The organism is Phocaeicola plebeius (assembly GCF_003437535.1).
GTDB classification, from domain to species: Bacteria; Bacteroidota; Bacteroidia; order Bacteroidales; family Bacteroidaceae; genus Phocaeicola; species Phocaeicola plebeius_A.
Map to the genome: position 1 here is coordinate 168,025 of NZ_QSQT01000001.1, position 19,788 is coordinate 187,812.

Sequence of the window (19,788 nt, forward strand, 5' to 3'; positions counted from 1 at the left end):
CTTCCCTAATAAAATGTCTATGGTAAAAAAAGTTAAAAAATCCTCCCACTTTTGTTAGATATATTTTTTTTGTGTAATTTTGCAATCGTTATGCGGCAGTAATAATATACATATTAATACGAGTTAGTAATCCTGTAGTTCTCACATGCTACGAGGAGGTATTAAAAGGTGCGTTTCGACAATGCATCTATTGTAGTATATTATTGCTTAATCCAAATGAATATTATAAATTTAGGAATTCTTGCTCACATTGATGCAGGAAAAACTTCCGTAACCGAGAATCTGCTGTTTGCCAGTGGAGCAACGGAAAAGTGCGGCCGTGTGGATAATGGTGACACCATAACAGACTCTATGGATATAGAGAAACGTAGAGGAATTACTGTTCGGGCTTCTACGACATCTATTATCTGGAATGGAGTGAAATGCAATATCATTGACACTCCGGGACACATGGATTTTATTGCGGAAGTGGAGCGGACATTCAAAATGCTTGATGGAGCAGTCCTCATCTTATCCGCAAAGGAAGGCATACAAGCGCAAACAAAGTTGCTGTTCAATACTTTACAAAAACTGCAAATCCCGACAATTATATTTATCAATAAAATTGACCGTGACGGTGTGAATTTAGAGCGTTTGTATCTGGATATAAAAACAAATCTGTCTCAAGATGTCCTGTTTATGCAAACTGTTGTCGATGGATTGGTTTATCCGATTTGCTCCCAAACATATATAAAGGAAGAATACAAAGAATTTGTATGCAACCATGACGACAATATATTAGAACGATATTTGGCGGATAGCGAAATTTCACCGGCTGATTATTGGAATACGATAATCGATCTTGTGGCAAAAGCCAAAGTCTATCCGGTACTACATGGATCAGCAATGTTCAATATCGGTATCAATGAGTTGTTGGACGCCATCTCTTCTTTTATACTTCCTCCAGAATCAGTCTCAAACAGACTTTCAGCTTATCTCTATAAGATAGAGCATGACCCCAAAGGACATAAAAGAAGTTTTCTAAAAATAATTGACGGAAGTCTGAGACTTCGAGACATTGTAAGAATCAACGATTCGGAAAAATTCATCAAGATTAAAAATCTAAAGACTATTTATCAGGGCAGAGAGATAAATGTTGATGAAGTGGGGGCCAATGATATCGCGATTGTAGAAGATATGGAAGATTTTCGAATCGGAGATTATTTAGGTACTAAACCTTGTTTGATTCAAGGGTTATCTCATCAGCATCCCGCTCTCAAATCCTCCGTCCGGCCAGACAGGTCCGAAGAGAGAAGCAAGGTGATATCCGCTCTGAATACATTGTGGATTGAAGACCCGTCTTTGTCCTTTTCCATAAACTCATATAGTGATGAATTGGAAATCTCGTTATATGGTTTGACACAAAAGGAAATCATACAGACATTGCTGGAAGAACGATTTTCCGTAAAGGTCCATTTTGATGAGATCAAGACTATCTACAAAGAACGACCTGTAAAAAAGGTCAATAAGATTATTCAGATCGAAGTGCCACCCAACCCTTACTGGGCCACAATAGGGCTGACGCTTGAACCCTTGCCGTTAGGGACAGGGTTGCAAATCGAAAGTGACATCTCCTATGGTTATCTGAACCATTCTTTTCAAAATGCCGTTTTTGAAGGGATTCGTATGTCTTGCCAATCTGGTTTACATGGATGGGAAGTGACTGATCTGAAAGTAACTTTTACTCAAGCCGAGTATTATAGCCCGGTAAGTACACCTGCTGATTTCAGACAGCTGACCCCTTATGTCTTCAGGCTGGCCTTGCAACAGTCAGGTGTGGACATTCTCGAACCGATGCTCTATTTTGAGTTGCAGATACCCCAAGCGGCAAGTTCCAAAGCTATTACAGATTTGCAAAAAATGATGTCTGAGATTGAAGACATCAGTTGCAATAATGAGTGGTGTCATATTAAAGGGAAAGTTCCATTAAATACAAGTAAAGACTACGCCTCAGAAGTAAGTTCATACACTAAGGGCTTAGGCGTTTTTATGGTCAAGCCATGCGGGTATCAAATAACAAAAGGCGATTATTCTGATAATATCCGCATGAACGAAAAAGATAAACTTTTATTCATGTTCCAAAAATCAATTTATGAATTAATACAAAACAAGAAGAAAATATGAACAAGCAATTCATTATCACGAATTTCGCCGCATTTGCTCTCATGCTGTTCCTGCCGACCGGATGCAGGCAGGCGGACGGCAAGCAGGATGCGGTGCAGAGTTATCGGGTCATAAAGGTCGCGGCAAGTCCGGTGGAAATCTCCGAGTCCTATTCCGCCGCCATACGCGGACGGCAGGATGTGGACATCCTGCCGCAAATATCCGGGCGCATTATCCGTCTGAAAGTGAAAGAGGGTGAACGGGTGAAGACCGGTCAAGTATTGGCTGTAATTGACCAAGTGCCCTATCGGGCGGCATTACGCACGGCGCAGGCCAATGTCAGCGCGGCACAGGCAAAAGTGGAAACGGCAAGAATCGAGCTGCGGGGCAAGCAGGCATTGTTTGACGAGAAGGTCATATCCGACTACGAGCTTTCTCTCGCCCGGAACCAACTGGCAGTGGCGTGTGCTGAACTCGAACAGGCAAAGGCACAAGAATCGGATGCACGCAACAATCTCTCCTATACGGAAATCAAAAGCCCGAGCAACGGAGTAGTAGGCACATTGCCCTATCGCATCGGTGCGCTTGTCGGTCCCAATATGGCACAGCCTTTCACGGTCGTGTCCGACAATGCGGAGATGTATGCCTATTTCTCCATTTCGGAGAATATGCTACGGCGATATTCGGCTCGCTATGGCTCGATTGACAGCATGATAGCCGGGACGCCGGAAGTGGGCCTGCAACTCAACGACGGCAGCCTGTACAAGGCGAAAGGACGTATTGAAACCGTAAGCGGCGTGGTGGATCCTGTTACCGGAACGGTACAAATCAAAGCCCTGTTCCCCAATCCCGACCGCGAACTGTTGAGTGGCAGCATCGGCAATGTCATCCTTCAAAACCCGAAAACGGAGGCCGTAACCATTCCCATGACCGCCACCGTGGAACTGCAGGACAAGATTATCGCTTACCGTCTGAAAAACGGACAGGCGGAAGCCGCCTATCTCACGGTGGACCGCCTGAACGACGGCAACCGGTTTATCGTAAAAGAAGGTCTTTCGGTCGGTGACACCATTGTCGCCGAAGGCGTGGGACTGGTGAGAGAAGGCATGAGCATAACCCCTAAAAACGAAACGAAATGAACCTGCGATTTTTTATAGACCGCCCGGTGTTTTCGGGCGTTATCTCGGTGGTGATTGTACTGTTGGGCATGATTTCCATGTTTTCCTTGCCGGTGGAACAATACCCCGACATCGCACCTCCGACCATCAACGTATTCGCAACTTATCCGGGAGCAAACGCTGAAACCGTGCAGAAGGCAGTGATAACCCCTCTGGAAGAAGCCATCAACGGAGTGGAAGACATGACCTATATGACTTCCACGGCATCGAATACGGGAGATGCTTCCATCAACATCTATTTCAAACAGGGAACCAACGCGGACATGGCGGCGGTAAACGTGCAGAACCGCGTGAACGGCGCACTGAGCCAACTTCCGGCGGAAGCCACCAAGACCGGTGTCACCACTGAAAAGCAGCAGAATGCCGAACTGATGACTTTCGCGCTCTATTCGCCCGATGACCGCTTCGACCAGACCTTCCTGAGCAATTACGTGAAAATCAATGTCGAGCCGAGGCTGAAACGTATCAGCGGCGTGGGAAAGGCACAGTTGTTCGGTTCCAACTACAGCATGCGACTTTGGCTGCGTCCCGACAAGATGGCGCAATACGGGCTTATCCCCGATGACATCTCTGCCGTACTTGCACGACAGAACATCGAGGCCGCCACCGGCTCCTTCGGTGCCAATCATCCTACCGCCAATGAATACACGATGAAATACCGCGGACGCTTGTCCGGAGCGGAAGAGTTCGGTGAGCTGGTCGTCAAGTCACTGCCGGGCGGCAATGTGCTTCGGTTGAAAGAGGTTGCCGATGTGGAACTGGGCGATGAATACTACAACTATTCCTCCGAGGTGAACGGGCATCCGGCAGCTATGATGCTCATCAACCAGAAAGCCGGGTCCAATGCATCAAGCACCATCAAGGAGATTCACGAAGTGCTTGACGACCTTAGCCGGGACTTGCCCGAAGGGACGGAATTCGTGGTGCTTACCGATACCAACAAGTTCCTGTATGCCTCCATCCACTCTGTCCTCCGCACCTTATTGGAAGCGATACTTCTGGTCATCGTGGTGGTGTATGTGTTCTTGCAGGACATCAAGTCAACGCTTATCCCTACCATATCCATCTTCGTTTCCATCATCGGCACATTTGCCGTGATGTCCATGATTGGATTCTCCATCAACCTGCTCACCCTGTTCGCGCTTGTGCTTGCCATCGGAACCGTGGTCGATGATGCCATTGTGGTGGTGGAAGCGGTGCAGGCGAAGTTCGATGAGGGCTATCAATCAGCAGTTCTCGCGGCTGATGATGCCATGAAAGGCGTTTCGTCGGCTATCCTGACCTCTACCATAATCTTTATGGCAGTGTTTTTCCCCGTAGCCATGATGGGCGGGACTTCGGGAGCGTTCTACACGCAGTTCGGTATCACGATGGCTGTTGCCGTGGGAATCTCGGCAGTCAATGCCTTCACACTCTCACCGGCACTTTGCGCGCTGCTGCTGAAACCCTATATCGATGAGCAGGGCAACACTAAGAACAATTTTGCAGCCCGTTTCCGTAAAGCGTTCAATGCCGTCTTCGACAGTCTGAGCCGACGCTATGTACGTGGAGTGATGTTCATTATCCATCGCCGATGGCTGTTGTGGAGCATCATAGGCATTTCTTTCGGGTTGCTGGTGCTGCTGGTCAATGTCACAAAGACGGGACTTATTCCCGAAGAGGACACCGGGACGGTCATGGTGAGCATGAACACGAAGCCCGGCACATCCATGGCTCAGACAAGTAAGGTGATGGAGCGTATCAACAGCCGTCTCGACAGCATCGGCGAGATTGAATACAGCGGTGCGGTAGCCGGTTTCTCTTTCAGCGGTTCCGGTCCCTCGCAGGCGATGTATTTCGTGACACTCAAAGACTGGGAGGATCGTAAGGGAGAGGGGCAGTCGGTGAATGATGTCATCGGAAAGATTTATGCCGCCACTTCAGATATTCCCGATGCCACGGTGTTCGCCATGTCGCCTCCGATGATTGCCGGGTACGGCATGGGAAACGGTTTCGAGCTTTATTTGCAGGACAAGGCGGGCGGAAACATCGCCGCTTTCAAGGAAGAGGCGGACAAGTTTGTCGAAGCCTTGTCGCAACGACCCGAAATCGGCGAAGTCTATTCCTCCTTTGCCACGGACTATCCGCAATACTGGGTGGATATCGATGCCGCCAAATGTGAGCAGTCGGGTGTGTCGCCCGCAGATGTGCTTTCCACATTGTCGGGCTATTATACCGGACAATATGTTTCCGACTTTAACCGGTTCTCCAAGCTCTACCATGTGACCATGCAGGCTCCGGCGGAATATCGTGTGAATGCGGAATCCCTGCACCACATGTATGTGCGCGCCTCCGATGGCGGCATGTCGCCTTTGAGCCGGTTCGTGCGCCTGACCAAGACCAACGGCCCGTCAGACCTCACCCGTTTCAACCTGTTCAACGCCATCTCGATTAGCGGGTCGCCGGCGCAGGGTTACAGTTCAGGGCAGGTGCTCGAAGCCATCGGCGAGACGGCACGTGAAGTGCTTCCGTCAAATTACACATACGAGTTTGGCGGCATTTCGCGTGAGGAAAGCAAGACGACCAACAATGCCACGCTTATATTCCTGCTCTGCATGGTTCTGGTCTATCTGATTCTGTGCGCCTTGTATGAGAGCGTGTTCATACCCTTCGCGGTTCTGTTGTCGGTGCCTTGCGGACTAATGGGCAGTTTCCTGTTTGCGTGGCTCTTCGGTCTGGAGAACAACATCTACATGCAGACCGGATTAATCATGATTATCGGCCTGCTTGCCAAGACCGCCATCCTGCTTACCGAATACGCCGGCAAGCGGCGGTCGGAAGGCATGACGCTGGCACAGGCAGCATACAGTGCGGCAAAAGTCCGCCTGCGCCCTATATTGATGACTGTGCTGTCCATGGTGTTCGGTCTTGTCCCGCTGATGATGGCGCACGGAGTGGGTGCCAACGGCAGCCGTTCGCTTGCCACAGGTGTAATCGGTGGAATGATTGTCGGTACTTTGGCTCTGTTGTTCCTTGTGCCGTCATTGTTTATTGTATTCCAATATATTCAAGAACGTGTTAAGCATAATTAAATGAAGAAGACAGTAATATATATCATATTGTCAGGATGGATGTTTGCCGGTTGTGGCACATACAGCCGGTATCATCGTCCTGACCTCTCAACGGAGAATCTGTATCGGGACGTACCGGCGGACATTGATACAACGACCATCGCGTCCCTGTCGTGGCGGGAAATGTTTACCGACCCGAAACTCCAGTCCTTGATTGAAACCGGACTTGAACGGAACACAGACCTCAATGTGGCACGGTTACGCGTGGAAGCGACAGAAGCCGTCCTGATGACTGCCAGACTATCATATCTTCCATCACTGGGACTGACTGCCGAAGGTAATGCCAATAAACATGACGGAGCAACGGCAAAGACATATAATGTGGGAGCGTCGGCAAGCTGGGAACTGGACATCTTCGGCAAACTTACGGCGGCAAAGCGTGGTGCAGCCGCCGCGTTACAAGGAAGCCGTGCCTACCGGCAGGCCGTACAGACACAGCTTGTCGCCACTATTGCAGACAGTTACTACACCCTTGCCATGCTTGACGCACAAATGGCAATAAGTAACCGGACTTTGGAGAACTGGCGGACTACCGTACGTACTCTTGAAGCGTTGAAAAAAGTGGGGAAATCAAACGAAGCCGGCGTATTGCAGGCAAAGGCGAACGTGATGCGACTCGAAGCATCCCTGTTATCCATACGCAAGAGTATTTCCGAAACAGAAAATGCCCTGTCTGCGATACTTGCCATGCCGTCACACTCGATTGGACGAAGTAATCTGGCCGAGGCTGCTTTCCCCGATACTGTCTCGATTGGAGTCCCTTTGCAACTGCTTTCCAACCGTCCCGACGTGCGTCAGGCTGAAATGGAACTGGCGCAGGCGTTCTACGCCACCAATGCGGCTCGTGCCGCCTTCTATCCCAATATTACCCTCTCGGGGACTCTTGGATGGACTAATAACGGCGGTGGCGTAATCGTAAATCCCGGACAATGGTTGCTCAATGCCATCGGTTCCCTGACACAGCCCTTATTCAACCGGGGCACAAACATCGCCAACTTGAAGATAGCCAAAAGCCGTCAGGAAGAAGCCAAACTGTTGTTCCGGCAATCATTGCTGAACGCTGGAAAAGAAGTGAACGATGCTCTGACTGCATGGCAGACGGCAAAATCGCAAATTGAAATCAATGCTCGACAGGTTGAAACATTATGCGATGCTGTGCGAAAGACAGAATCGCTTATGCGTCATTCCAATGCCACCTATCTGGAAGTGTTGACCGCCCAACAGTCTCTTCTCGAAGCGGAAGTGCAACAGCTACAAACTCGTTTTGAACGCATACAAAGTGTAATCAAACTTTATCATGTGTTGGGAGGAGGAATGTAACTGCAATAAATAGAAAAATTTGAAATTATTATTAGTGTTATTCATCTCGGATATTTTTCGTGATTCTGCCGCATGTAGATATTGTACGAAAGCAATATTTGGATTGTAAAATATCAAGCCAATGAAAATACTTTTGCAGCATAAAATATTTATAGGATACTTTCTTTTAATGGCGATCATTGGCAGCATGGTCGCTATTGTTCTGCACGAGCGTAGTCGTGTACAGAAAATAGAGAATGAATCAATCGCTATTTTTCAAACCCAGCACAATATCAATACCACACACCGCTATGTGACCACGTTAGTAACTTATGGTGAATCCGTCATGGTATGGAATGATGAGGATTCTGGGTGAAGTATAAGAATATCAGAGAAGGGGAACAATTGCATTTCGATTTGCATTTTCTTAACCGCATAAAGAAACAGTTCCCGGGGATAAAAGCTATTTCGCCTGAAATAACAGGACCTTATTCGCAAGTGATGAATAAAGCTAAAAGCGGACTTTTTAAGATTATAGGAATCAATGAAAACTATATGGGAATTAAGATACTTAAAATCAACGAAGATGGACGATATTTTAATAAAGGAGATGACGAGAATACCCGTAATGTTACCATTATCGGCGAAAATGTCAGTACGACCTTATTTAATAATCAAAAAGCGTTGGGTAAGTCGATCAACATTGCCGGTATTGATTTTAAGGTGATAGGCGTACTAAAGAATGATGATATTTTCAGCGCTTCGGAAATCAATTCGGTATATGTGCCCTTCTCAAGTTACATAAACTGTATTGACAATAAGACTCCATTGCGCGCTTTCTGTTTATATCTGAACAAAGAAGTTGATTCCAAGCGATTTGAGAATGAGCTGAGAGCCTTCATCGCTAATAAATACCAATTTGCTTATTCTGATAAGCAAGCCTTACAGATAATCAATTTTGAGACACAAACATCTGCTTTTGAGGGACTCTTTGATGGATTGAAAATGTTTATCTGGATCGTAGGAATTTGTTTTCTGATAAGTGGTATTGTTGGAGTAAGCAACATCATGTTTGTCGTGATCAAAGAAAGGAGTAGCGAAATAGGCATCCGTAAGGCTGTAGGAGCAACTCCTAAATCCATTCTTGTGTTAATGCTGACGGAATCTGTCATCATAACTGTAATCTCCGGTATCATCGGATTGATATCAGGTGCAGCTATTCTTGAGATTATAAATTGGTTGCTCGAAAGCGCCCGTCACGCGACAATGATAAAGCATGCAGAAATAGATATAAATGTAGCTGTTCTCGCTTTGGTTATCTTGATTTTGTCCGGTGTCATTGCCGGAGCATTTCCGGCTATGAAAGCATCTGTTATACAACCCATTGACGCCATTAGAAACGAAAATATAGGATAATGAAGACATTTAAGATTATATTAATTTGCATCTTTTCCGCCACACTGGCATTTGTTGCTTTTCGTTCTTCGCTAAGAGGTACAAAGGCAATTTACGAAACTACACAACCACAATATCGCGAGATCAAAGAGGAAATAAACATATCCGGCAATGTTTTTCCGATGAAGGAGATCGAAATAAAATCGCAGATATCGGGAGTCCTGGACAAGATTAATGTTTCGATAGGAGATAAAGTGCGCATAGGAGATTAAATATAAATTCAAGCAATCATAGCCCGTAATTCACTGAATTTGGCTATCTTTGCATAACATTTGAGAAAAACGGCGATTGGCAGGAGCTTTTCGCCGCCAACATATAGGATAAGACCGCAAGGCGTTTCAAGCGAAAATCTGGTAAATTGGAACTACGGAGACGATTGCGTGATGCTTATGCTATGCTTACGCATAGCGTGCATTCACGTACTCTCCGTAAAGGCTTTACCAGAGCCATCGCTTGAAGGTAGTGTGAATTGCACGCTACTTTTTTACCCTTGCCTAACGAAAGGAAACGATTATGGGTAAAGTTCAGATTCTCGCCGTACTGACGATGGACGGATGTCTTTCTTCAGAGTTATATGATAAAGCACATCAGGATTTGTGCCTTGACCGTTGCGGTCTTGATGAAATCAGGAAGAAAGCCTTTTACCGTGTGACACCGGACTATTCCATTTCAATGCTGCACGAATGGAGAAAAGACTGCACAAACATCCGTTACCTCGCGGAAGCCACACCGGACACGGCAGACTATATAAACGGACTGCTGCGGATGCACGCTGTGGATGAAATCATACTATACACCGTTCCTTTCATATCCGGAAGCGGACGACATTTTTTTAAGTCGGCTCTGCCAGAGCAACACTGGACGCTTTCCTCTTTGAAAAGCTATCCCAACGGTGTATGTCGCATTATCTATATCCTTGATAAAAAAGCAAGATAGCCAAAATGTGCGGCAAGCATACATTTCTATTTTCAGGAATAGAATAAATGTTCCGATTACAAACAATTTAAGTCGGAGATAATTTGTCCTTGTGAAAAAATACTGAATTTTATACCTCTGAAATCCAGCACTTTGTAAAATTGAGTGTTGGATTTTTTATTTTCTGCCGCGTTTTTTGCCAATTATATTCATGTGCGCACGCAGAAAACAAAGTGTAATTTTCAAAATTGACAGAACCATGAATTATTTCTTGCTGGCGGAAACCGACTTTTTCCGCCTGATAAACGAAGCCGGCGACTGCAATATGGAAACGGCATACACGGCTTTCGCCACCCAAGTGATCGAACTGTGCAACGGCGGCATGGACATGAACCTTACCGTCATCGCGCTTGCCTACATCGAAATCGAGTTGCAGCACCATCCCGTACGTAATCTGTCAGAAGAAAAAAGAGAGATTGCCGCCTACGTCAGCAAGGCTCTGTCTTTCGTAAGAAAGATGCAGAAATTCCTTGCCACGCCCCAAGTGCCACCACTAATATCCGCCAACAACGCAACAGAAACCACCGCCAGCCTTCTTCAATGGACGGGCAATGCCATCGACCTCGTGGAACTTATCTACGGCATAGACGTGATGGGCTGCATCAACAACGGCAATATGCCGCTCAAACAGCTCGCCCCACTTCTCTATAAGATATTCGGGGTTGATTCTAAAGACTGCTACCGCTTCTACACTGATATCAAACGCCGGAAGAACGAAAGCCGCACCTATTTCATTGACAGGATGCAGGAAAAACTGAACGAGAGAATGTTGCGTGATGAGGAGTTGGAGCGGATGAGAAAATAAAAAAATATCCATTACATATGAGAAGACAGGAATACTCGTATCCTGTCTTTTTATTTTCATTTAATTATATATTAATTAGCACAATATATGTGAGTTTTTCATTCCTATAAGGACAAATTTCAGAAACGTATGTCTGGTAAATTATTGAGTCATCATAGTATGAACATATATCATTACTAAAAACAATGAAACAACTTCCATAAGATTGTGGTTGTAAAAATCGCCATTTAATAGCCCGTTTTTTTTGTAAAATTCGCCAATTAAAAAAATATGATTATCTTTGCATTATATTTTATAAGGTATGGAAACAGTAAATAGAATACTTCAAGAGAAGATTACAGCACGAATCGCGCCCAATAAAGCAGTACTGATTTTTGGTGCTCGCCGTGTTGGTAAAACGGTAATGATGCGTAAAATTGTGGACAACTATTCAGGTAGGACGATGATGCTCAACGGCGAAGACTACGACACATTAGCACTATTGGAGAATCGCTCAATAGCCAATTATCGGCATTTATTGGATGGTATTGATTTGCTGGCTATTGATGAGGCACAGAACATACCACAAATCGGTAGTATTCTGAAGTTGATAGTTGATGAAATACCGGGAATAAGTGTCTTGGCAAGTGGTTCTTCGTCATTCGATTTGCTGAATAAGACTGGTGAACCGTTGGTCGGCCGCAGTACGCAATTTCTCCTTACACCATTCTCGCAACGGGAAATCGCACAGACGGAAACGGCACTTGAAACCCGCCAGAACCTCGAAGCGCGCTTGATTTACGGTTCCTATCCCGAAGTAGTAATGATGGAGAACTATGAACGTAAAACAGACTACCTACGTGATATTGTCGGTGCATACCTGCTTAAAGATATCTTAGCAATTGACGGCTTAAAAAATTCGAGCAAGATGCGCGATCTACTGCGATTGATAGCTTTTCAGTTGGGCAGCGAAGTTTCTTACGAAGAGTTAGGTAAACAACTCGGCATGAGCAAGACGACCGTTGAAAAATACCTCGACCTATTGGAAAAGGTCTTCGTTATCTATCGTCTGGGGGCTTATTCGCGTAACCTACGCAAGGAGGTTACAAAAGCTGGCAAGTGGTACTTCTACGACAACGGCATTCGCAATGCCATTATCGGGGCTTTCTCACCGCTGGCCATTCGGCAGGATGTCGGTGCGCTGTGGGAGAACTACATCATCGGAGAGCGGCGCAAAGCGAACTTCAATGAGGGACTGCACAGGGAGTTCTATTTCTGGCGCACCTACGACAAACAGGAAATCGACCTGATTGAGGAGAGTGCCGACAGTCTTACCGCCTTGGAGTTCAAGTGGGGAAATAAAATGCCGGCCGCACCGAAAGCCTTCCAAGAAGCCTATCCCTATGCCGAGTTTCATGTGGTAAATCGGGAGAATTATTTGGAGTTCGTATAATCAATAAATTACGTATATGGAAACAAAACTACAATCCAAACAGCAATATCCGCGGTTTATCCAAAATAAACCGTGTGGTATTGACAAATTCGATGGAGGTTCGCAAGAAAGGTTGGCAAAAACTATTGCTCGCCATTTTTGTCAGAATGATTCATTGGATGAGGAATGTACTTTACCTCGAATTATCGGCATCGAAGGTATTTGGGGATCTGGAAAATCCAACGTGGTTAAAATGTTGGAACGTGAATTATCAGACGACTATTACTTTTTTGAGTATGACGCATGGGGACATCAAGAGGACTTGCAACGCCGCTCTATATTGGAATTGCTTACAAGCAAACTTATTGATGATGGTATCCTATCTGGAAATGCAACAATAAAAGTCAAAGGTGGAGGTACGAAAACCGTATCATGGTCTGAAAAGCTGAAATATTTATTAGCCCGTAAAACGGAGACCGTAACCGAAAAATATCCCCTTATCAGTAATGGTATGGTTGCGGCATTTTTGGTTGCAGTTTTAACTCCGATATTTACATTTATTGCGTATGCAGTAAAACCTACACCCACAACATGGTGGTTTTCTTTATTGTCTATTATCATAGCTGCACTGCCAGTTCTTATTGCATTGTGCGTTTGGAAATGGGCATATAGCAAAGATCATAAATATGGATGGAGTTATATGTTAGCTATTTATCAAGATAAAGTCGAAAAGGACGTTTGCTATGAGACTTTGAGCGAAGACGAACCAACGGTTTACGAGTTCAAAACATGGATGCAAGACATTTCTGATTTTATCAAGGAAAAAGGACAACGTAAATTAGTCCTTGTTTTTGACAACATGGATCGTCTCCCCGCTGAAAAAGTAAAAGAATTATGGTCTTCTATCCATACGTTCTTCGCCGATAGCGGTTTTGAAAATGTTTGGGCTGTTATTCCTTTCGATGAAACACATTTAGCTTGTGCATTCGGAGATGAGACCGACGAACAAACGAAACAACTGACCAAGTATTTTATCAATAAAACTTTCCCTATTGTTTATCGTGTTGCTCCTCCTGTTATTACCGACTATCGAAGTATATTCAACAAACTGTTTGTTGAAGCATTTGGAGAAACAGAAAATGAAGCGAAAGAAACTATAAATCGGATATTCAGATTGGTAAATCCTAATGCCAATGTTAGGGAAATTATATCATATATCAATGAGATGGTCGCTCTTAAACAAGAGTGGTGTAACGAAATTTTGATGATAAACATAGCATTGTTCTGTTTGAAGAAGACGGATATTCTGGCAAATCCAGTAGAACAAATATTGTCCGGCGACTATCTGAATGGCATTCAAACAATAATTAACAATGATCTGCAAACACAACGCGAAATTGCAGCTTTGGTATATGGTGTCGATGTTGAAGATGCTCGACAAATTCCATTGAAAAAATATATTGAAGGCTGCATCAACGGAGAAGAAGACCACGACATAAATCAATATGCAGAGACTAATAAACAATTTGACACTGTATTAGAAGAAGTTATACAATGTATGGACAATGCGCTTATCGATAAGATTATACATTGTTTGCATAAATTAACTCGAAAGAGCGATGTTATTCTGCGTGTATGGCAAAGAATAGCACAATTGAAATTAAAAGAATCCATAGAGAAGCAGGTGTTCCCTGTCGAATACCAAGAACTGCTGTTGCATTTAGACACGGAAAGCCAAAACCATGTGATTGCTCAATTATATAAGAAGATAGTTCGGTTCAATGACTTCAATGGCGGCGACTATTTCAAAACGTTAGATGCAATAGACAGGTTTATTGCGCAAAATAAGTTGGCGTGCGATTTTACGTCATTGATTGAAGCAAAAACAGTCAAGCCAAATACATTTATCGATTATATTCAAGCTGCAAATGCAACAGATGCTGCCTATCGGGATAACGCGACAACTAAAGCATATAAATATTATCAAGTAGCAACAAATTCGGAGGCGCTCGATAATTATTTGGCAAACTTACTACCCGATAATTTCGACCATGCAGATATTGTAAAAACGTTAAAAGATAATTCTACCTATACGTTTCCAACGCTTTTGCAAGCGATCACGAATTGCATTGATGAACAGAATGTAAATAAAGATAATATAGGGGCTATATTTACAACCTATCGTTTATTGGCATCTGACGAAGAAAGACCTTTACCTGTAACGTTAGATTCAACCTACATAAATCAGTTGCATTCTGAATTAGAAACTGATGGCCGAAACATTAAAGAGTCTGGATATTACGATTTAGTCGCCATGCAATTGGCACATGGTCATTCCGTTTCCTTAATAGAGGGTGGAGATATAAAATATGTTGCAGAACTCATGGACTATTATGTGGATCATGGAGACTTATTAGTAAATAGTGTGGGATGGAATATACCGCTATTAAATGAAACACTACAATACATGGTAAATCATAAACTTGGCTATAAATTATTGCTCTCAGACATATTGCCCCAATTTGAAGATATTAAGAACAGAATAGGTGTAACGGATGAGGTATTTATCGAGCATTTAGCAGAGTGGAATACCGATTTGGATAAGTATATCACTAAGAACAATATTAAAGATGTAATTCCTGACGCATCTTTTTACGATTTGACCACTAAAATAAGCAATGTCCTGACCGATCATATCAATAAAATAGCGTTCGAAGCGTTGTCTGAAATAAGTGTTGATACATTATACGCCCAAAGAACAGCACATACATCATATTATTGGTTTGTCGCAATAAAACATTTACTGGCTAAAATCAAATCCTTGCCAGATAACTTGACTGAATTTGGCAAAAAGATTCTGATGGATATTGCTTCTGGAACTCAAAGTTTGAATCCTTTCCCTAATTGTTTCAAGAATATAGTTGAAAGATTGGATAAACGAAAAATTAAATCGACAGTTACCGATATAAGAAATGATTTCTGCATCGGTAAAAAGACTATCAATGCAATAAAGTTTCAATTTTTCGAAACATGGCTTAGATCGCATGGTAATTTGAAAAGTCAAGCTGGAGACGTTATTGATAAAATAGTGAAACCTGTAATTTCCGATGGGGCATGCCGTTCATTGATTCTGCAAAACAAAGATTTTTATATGGATTTAATAAATACAGCAGGGGATGATGCTTATGAATTGAAAAAGAGTCTCCGAAACCTCATACAAAAAGATTCAGATCCGCAATTGGTTAAATTTGTCAATTCGATAGATTCAGTACCTGAGGTTGAAACCGCGTAAGTATTTGTCTAACAAGTCCGAATTTTACGATTTTACCCGTCAGAACTGAAGTGCCCCCCAAAAAAATTGTATCCAACTTTTGGGGGTCACTTCAAACTTCGATAGGGATAATTTTCAATTTTGGGGACTTGTTAGACAGTCTCATTATCTGGTAGCAGTTTACACAGCACCGGATCGTTTTTGATACGCTCCAGTTCCTCCTGCACAATCTGCTTCACCTCTTCCTTGATGCGCCGGTAGTTCGCCTGCACCGTTTCCTTCATGCGGTCGTTGCCGTCCTCGTCCGTGAAGTTTGTAATGACGGGAATTTTCTTGTAGGCACTTTCTTCCCGTTTCACCTTTTCGGCATCCACCACAATCTCGCAATGAAAAATCTTCTGCTCGATACGCTCGTTGAAGTTGTCGGATACAGAACCGACAAACATTCCCTGCGTAAGCCCGGAAATCTTACTCGGTGGAATGAGCGCGTCCATCTGCGTGTTGATGGAGGTGGAAACATCCTGCCGGTTGATGGAGATGGACTGCCGTTTCTGCAACACCTTACCGAACCGCTCGGAGAGCGTCTTGGCTGTTTCCCCCACCACCTGACCGGAGAAAATATTGCCGACAGTGTTCATCACCACTTTCGCCTCTTTGTCCCCGTAGTCACGCACTAACTGGCTGAAATCCTGAAAGCCCAGACACACGGCAACCTTGTTGCTTCGGGCGGTAGCTATAAGATTGTCCAACCCTTTGAAGTATATTGTGGGCAACTCGTCGATGATGACCGATGACTTCAGCATCCCCTTCTTGTTGATGAGCTTCACGATACGGGAATTATACAGACCGAGTGCCGCACCGTAGATATTCTGACGGTCGGGATTGTTACCCACGCAGAGGATTTTCGGCTCTTCGGGATTGTTGATGTCCAGCGTAAACTCGCTGTCTGACATCACCCAGTAGAGCTGCGGTGAAATCATCCTCGAAAGCGGGATTTTTGCCGACGCTATCTGACCCATGAGCTGCTCCGCAGCCCCTCCAAGCCACGCATCCATGAACGGCGAAAGGTAGTTCTCCAGCTCCGGATAAGAGGTCAGTATCGGAAATATATCCTCGTAACGGCGGTTCAGAAACTCGATAGCATGGGGAAACGTGCAAAACTTCCCGTTCTGATAGATTTTGAGATACCAGATAATACTGGCAAACAGAATGATAGGTGACTCCACGAAGAAGTCGCCCTGCTTTTGCACCCACGTTTTATTGAGGTTGAGCATTATTGTGTAGGCACTCTCATAGGCATCCGTAATATCTTCCATAAAATCCGGGTGAATGGGATTGCACCGATGAGAGCGTCGCGGGTCGTCGAAGTTGATCACATAGAACTTCGGCTTTACCTTGTAGCCGTCCGGGTGGTTCAGCAAATGGTTGTAGGCAATAGTAGATAGGTCGGGATACTTGAAATCGTAGATGTATTGACTAAAGCCCTTTTCAATCTGTTGCTTGATAAAATTGTTTACCACGGCATAGGACTTGCCGCTGCCCGGCGTACCCAACACGATGGACGCACGGAAGGGATTAACTACATTGATCCAACCGTTGTTCCAGCGTTTCCTGTAATAGAAACGTGTCGGCAGATTGACCGAATACTCGCTTTCGATAAGCCTCGTTTCCTGCATGAAACTCTCGTTCTCGTTGTTGAAAACATCCTCCATCAAATTGTGTTTCAACAGGCGGCTCATCCACAGACCACCCATCAACAGGCAGACATAGCCCGTTCCAATGGTAAGGACATACAGTCCCGTCACCGCTTCAAGCGGCAGCGGCAGGGGCAGCAACCACCAGTTCAGGAAAAACAGCACGAACCCGACGGCAAATGCTGTCCAGATTCTCCCCCAAGTGATTTTCTCACCCTTGACACCCTTCGTACCCAGACAGGACAAGGCAAGCAAAAGGACGGAAAACAGCTTCGTGTAGAGAATGGAATGGAACAGCCCCGCCGTGCGGTCGAAGTTCAGAAGGATTTTGTCCACCACGCCGATGTTCACGCCCCACAGCCGGATGGCTTCGTAGCAGAACCAGTACACGTTCATGACCACTAAAATGATACTCACGGCACGCAGAAAATCCATGATTTTCGCCAATGCCCTCAAATCGTCTTCTTGTTGTGACATACATTGATTTTTTAATTGTTGATACTCTGATTACATACCCAAGCCCTTGCGTTTTTTCTTCTTTTTGCGCTTCATCGCCCGGATGAAAGCCTCTTCCTCGGCATCTACCGCCGGACCTTCGGGAGTGAGCAAGCCCATACCGCCCGATATATCTTCACTGTCGTAGGCGGTCTGCCCGTGTGCCTTGTCCGCAGCATCCACAGGGATGGATAGCGGTATCGGCGGTTGTCCGGCGTATGGCAGGGTGAAGTGTTCCTGCAAGGCATTCGCCGAAAGCTCCTTACCCATGCGCGAACCGTTCAGCACGCATCCCGTGCGGTGGTCGATGAAGGTAGCCCCATAGATGCGCCCTTCCTCTGTGTAGCGCAGTACGGTGTCGATGCCCTTCTCTTTGAGTTGGGATACAAATTTGTCCTTGTCATAAGTGCCTTGCAGCACGGAAAGGACGGTGCGTTTCGTCATGTCTGCCAGTTTCCTATCCTTGATTTCCGATTTGGAACGGACAAACTTCTTCTGTACGGCTTCATAGCCTGCGGACTTCCCGAAAAGCGAGGATTTGAACGGGTTGCCCACCTTGTTACCCTTGTCGTCCGTGACGGAATAGACCAGCCCGTGATACTCCCGTCCGCGCACGTTGCCCCTCGCTTCCTCCACCGTCATATTATATAAGGAAAGGAGCGCACGGTATTCGCCCATCGTCTGGAAACGGTACTGCCCATTCAGAGCCTTCACGGTGTTGCCTACCTGCTTCTTCACATCACCTGCCGATGCGGCCACCTTGCGCAACGGATTATCCAATCTCTGATTTTTACGTTCTGCCGGATGCAATCCGTACTTCTGTTCCAGTTCCCTGCGGATACGGTCGCTGCGGCGGTAGAGAAAATCCCGGTTGAGCCTTTTCCCGTTCTCGTCCACGTTGACCGTCACGATGTGCAGGTGGTGGCGGTCGATGTCCTCGTGCTTGAATACAAGATAAGGCTGGTTTCCGAAACCGAGTTTTTCCAGATACTCGCGGGCGATATTCTGCAACTCAATATCGGTCAGCACATCCTCCGGGTGCGGGTTGAGAGAGATATGCACCACCGGCTTCTCGATCTTCATCTGCGGTGGCAGGAAGGTGAGAAAACCCTCCATCGCCTTGCCTATGTCCACCGTTCCCGAACCGTCATTGTAGATGCGGTTGGTGGTGAGAAGCCGCCCCTGCGCCTCGTTAATCTTCTCCCCGTTGTAGGCAATCGCGCCGTACAACGAACTTCCTACACTGATTTTTGCGACCATTTTGCCTCCATTTCCCTTGAAAGTTCCACAATCCGGCGGCTCAGTTTCACGAGTTCGACGGTGTGTTGCTCTAATTTGTAGAGCAACGCCATCGCCTTTTTCTCTGAAAAATGCAGCCTCAGTTCCTTCACGACTTGGTTGTAATTCGTACCCACGGCACGGAATTGTGCATGAAAATCCGACAGTTTGGTGTAATAGTCCACCAACGTCTTGTCCACCTTCAGCACCTTGAACGGTTGCCCGAAGAAGTGCGCTTTGAGGAAAACAGACCGTGCATAGACACCCGATTTTCCGAACATGGCGAGGAAACGGTTGTGTTCCTCCTCGTTGAAACGGACGGTGTACCGGTACACCGCCGGATCAAGTTTGGGATTTCTCCCTGATTTGCTTTTCCTTTTCTCTTTCATATTACTTTGGATTTAGCGGATTGACGGCATAAGCCGCCGCTTCGGATTACAGCACCGCAGTTCTGAAAGGCTTCCCGACTTCGGAGGGAAAGCCCGCCCCCTGCAAGGGCAAGTGCTTTTCGTGGCTGCTCAAAATATTTTGAGCGGCTGAAAAGACATCTTGCTATGTTCAGGTGAACATAAAAATCCGTCGGGGACGGATTGGGGATGATTCCTTTCAAACTCCGGGCTGCGCTACCTGCGGCGTACCCTGCCGTTCGGGTGCAAAGTTACGCCCTTAAGGCGA

General features: G+C 45.5%; 12 protein-coding genes and 1 pseudogene. 10 read left to right on the top strand and 3 right to left on the bottom strand.

What is annotated here, in order from left to right; translation table 11 throughout:
- Nucleotides 1–216 precede the first annotated feature (216 nt).
- The 10 genes and pseudogenes from tet(Q) (at nt 217) to DXD04_RS00695 (ending at nt 15,667) form a co-directional block, all read left to right on the top strand.
- On the top strand, nt 217–2,163 hold the full coding sequence (gene tet(Q), locus DXD04_RS00645) for a tetracycline resistance ribosomal protection protein Tet(Q) (RefSeq protein ID WP_117670051.1): 1,947 nt from the start codon (nt 217–219) through the stop codon (nt 2,161–2,163).
- Complete coding sequence (locus DXD04_RS00650; RefSeq protein ID WP_005809248.1) at nt 2,160–3,281, top strand: efflux RND transporter periplasmic adaptor subunit; 1,122 nt, start codon at nt 2,160–2,162, stop codon at nt 3,279–3,281. Before tet(Q) ends, DXD04_RS00650 begins: the two co-directional genes overlap by 4 nt.
- Nucleotides 3,278–6,391, top strand: coding sequence for an efflux RND transporter permease subunit (locus DXD04_RS00655; RefSeq protein ID WP_005809243.1), 3,114 nt, complete (start codon nt 3,278–3,280; stop codon nt 6,389–6,391). The genes DXD04_RS00650 and DXD04_RS00655 overlap by 4 nt, the downstream gene beginning before the upstream one ends.
- Nucleotides 6,392–7,750: an efflux transporter outer membrane subunit gene (locus tag DXD04_RS00660; RefSeq protein WP_005809240.1), complete on the top strand. Its 1,359-nt coding sequence runs from the start codon at nt 6,392–6,394 to the stop codon at nt 7,748–7,750. It abuts the gene before it with no gap.
- 121 nt (nt 7,751–7,871) lie between these two features.
- Nucleotides 7,872–8,099: pseudogene (locus tag DXD04_RS00665) on the top strand (hypothetical protein); the annotation flags it as partial.
- Between the two features lie 2 nt (nt 8,100–8,101).
- Nucleotides 8,102–9,145, top strand: coding sequence for an ABC transporter permease (locus tag DXD04_RS00670; protein WP_005809236.1), 1,044 nt, complete (start codon nt 8,102–8,104; stop codon nt 9,143–9,145).
- Between the two features lie 552 nt (nt 9,146–9,697).
- Nucleotides 9,698–10,120: a dihydrofolate reductase family protein gene (locus DXD04_RS00680; protein WP_004291474.1), complete on the top strand. Its 423-nt coding sequence runs from the start codon at nt 9,698–9,700 to the stop codon at nt 10,118–10,120.
- A 238-nt stretch (nt 10,121–10,358) separates the two neighbouring features.
- A complete protein-coding gene (locus DXD04_RS00685; protein ID WP_004304269.1) occupies nt 10,359–10,964 on the top strand; it encodes an RteC domain-containing protein in 606 nt (201 codons plus the stop codon).
- 301 nt (nt 10,965–11,265) lie between these two features.
- A complete protein-coding gene (locus DXD04_RS00690) occupies nt 11,266–12,396 on the top strand; it encodes an ATP-binding protein (protein ID WP_004291480.1) in 1,131 nt (376 codons plus the stop codon).
- Nucleotides 12,397–12,412: 16 nt separating this feature from the next.
- Nucleotides 12,413–15,667 carry a P-loop NTPase fold protein gene (locus tag DXD04_RS00695; RefSeq protein WP_004291481.1) on the top strand — a complete coding sequence of 1,085 codons (3,255 nt, stop codon included), beginning with the start codon at nt 12,413–12,415 and terminating at the stop codon, nt 15,665–15,667.
- A gap of 131 nt (nt 15,668–15,798) precedes the next feature.
- Here the strand turns inward: DXD04_RS00695 and mobC are convergent, their stop codons facing one another.
- Genes mobC through mobA form a run of 3 tightly spaced genes read right to left on the bottom strand, consistent with a single transcriptional unit; the run spans nt 15,799 to nt 19,502 of the window.
- A complete protein-coding gene (gene mobC / locus DXD04_RS00700; protein ID WP_004291482.1) occupies nt 15,799–17,817 on the bottom strand; it encodes a conjugal transfer protein MobC in 2,019 nt (672 codons plus the stop codon).
- A gap of 30 nt (nt 17,818–17,847) precedes the next feature.
- Nucleotides 17,848–19,095: a conjugal transfer protein MobB gene (mobB, locus tag DXD04_RS00705; RefSeq protein WP_004291483.1), complete on the bottom strand. Its 1,248-nt coding sequence runs from the start codon at nt 19,093–19,095 to the stop codon at nt 17,848–17,850.
- Entirely contained in the window at nt 19,074–19,502 is a 429-nt protein-coding gene (gene mobA / locus DXD04_RS00710; RefSeq protein WP_004291488.1) for a conjugal transfer protein MobA, read from the bottom strand. The genes mobB and mobA overlap by 22 nt, the downstream gene beginning before the upstream one ends.
- Nucleotides 19,503–19,788: the final 286 nt, after the last annotated feature.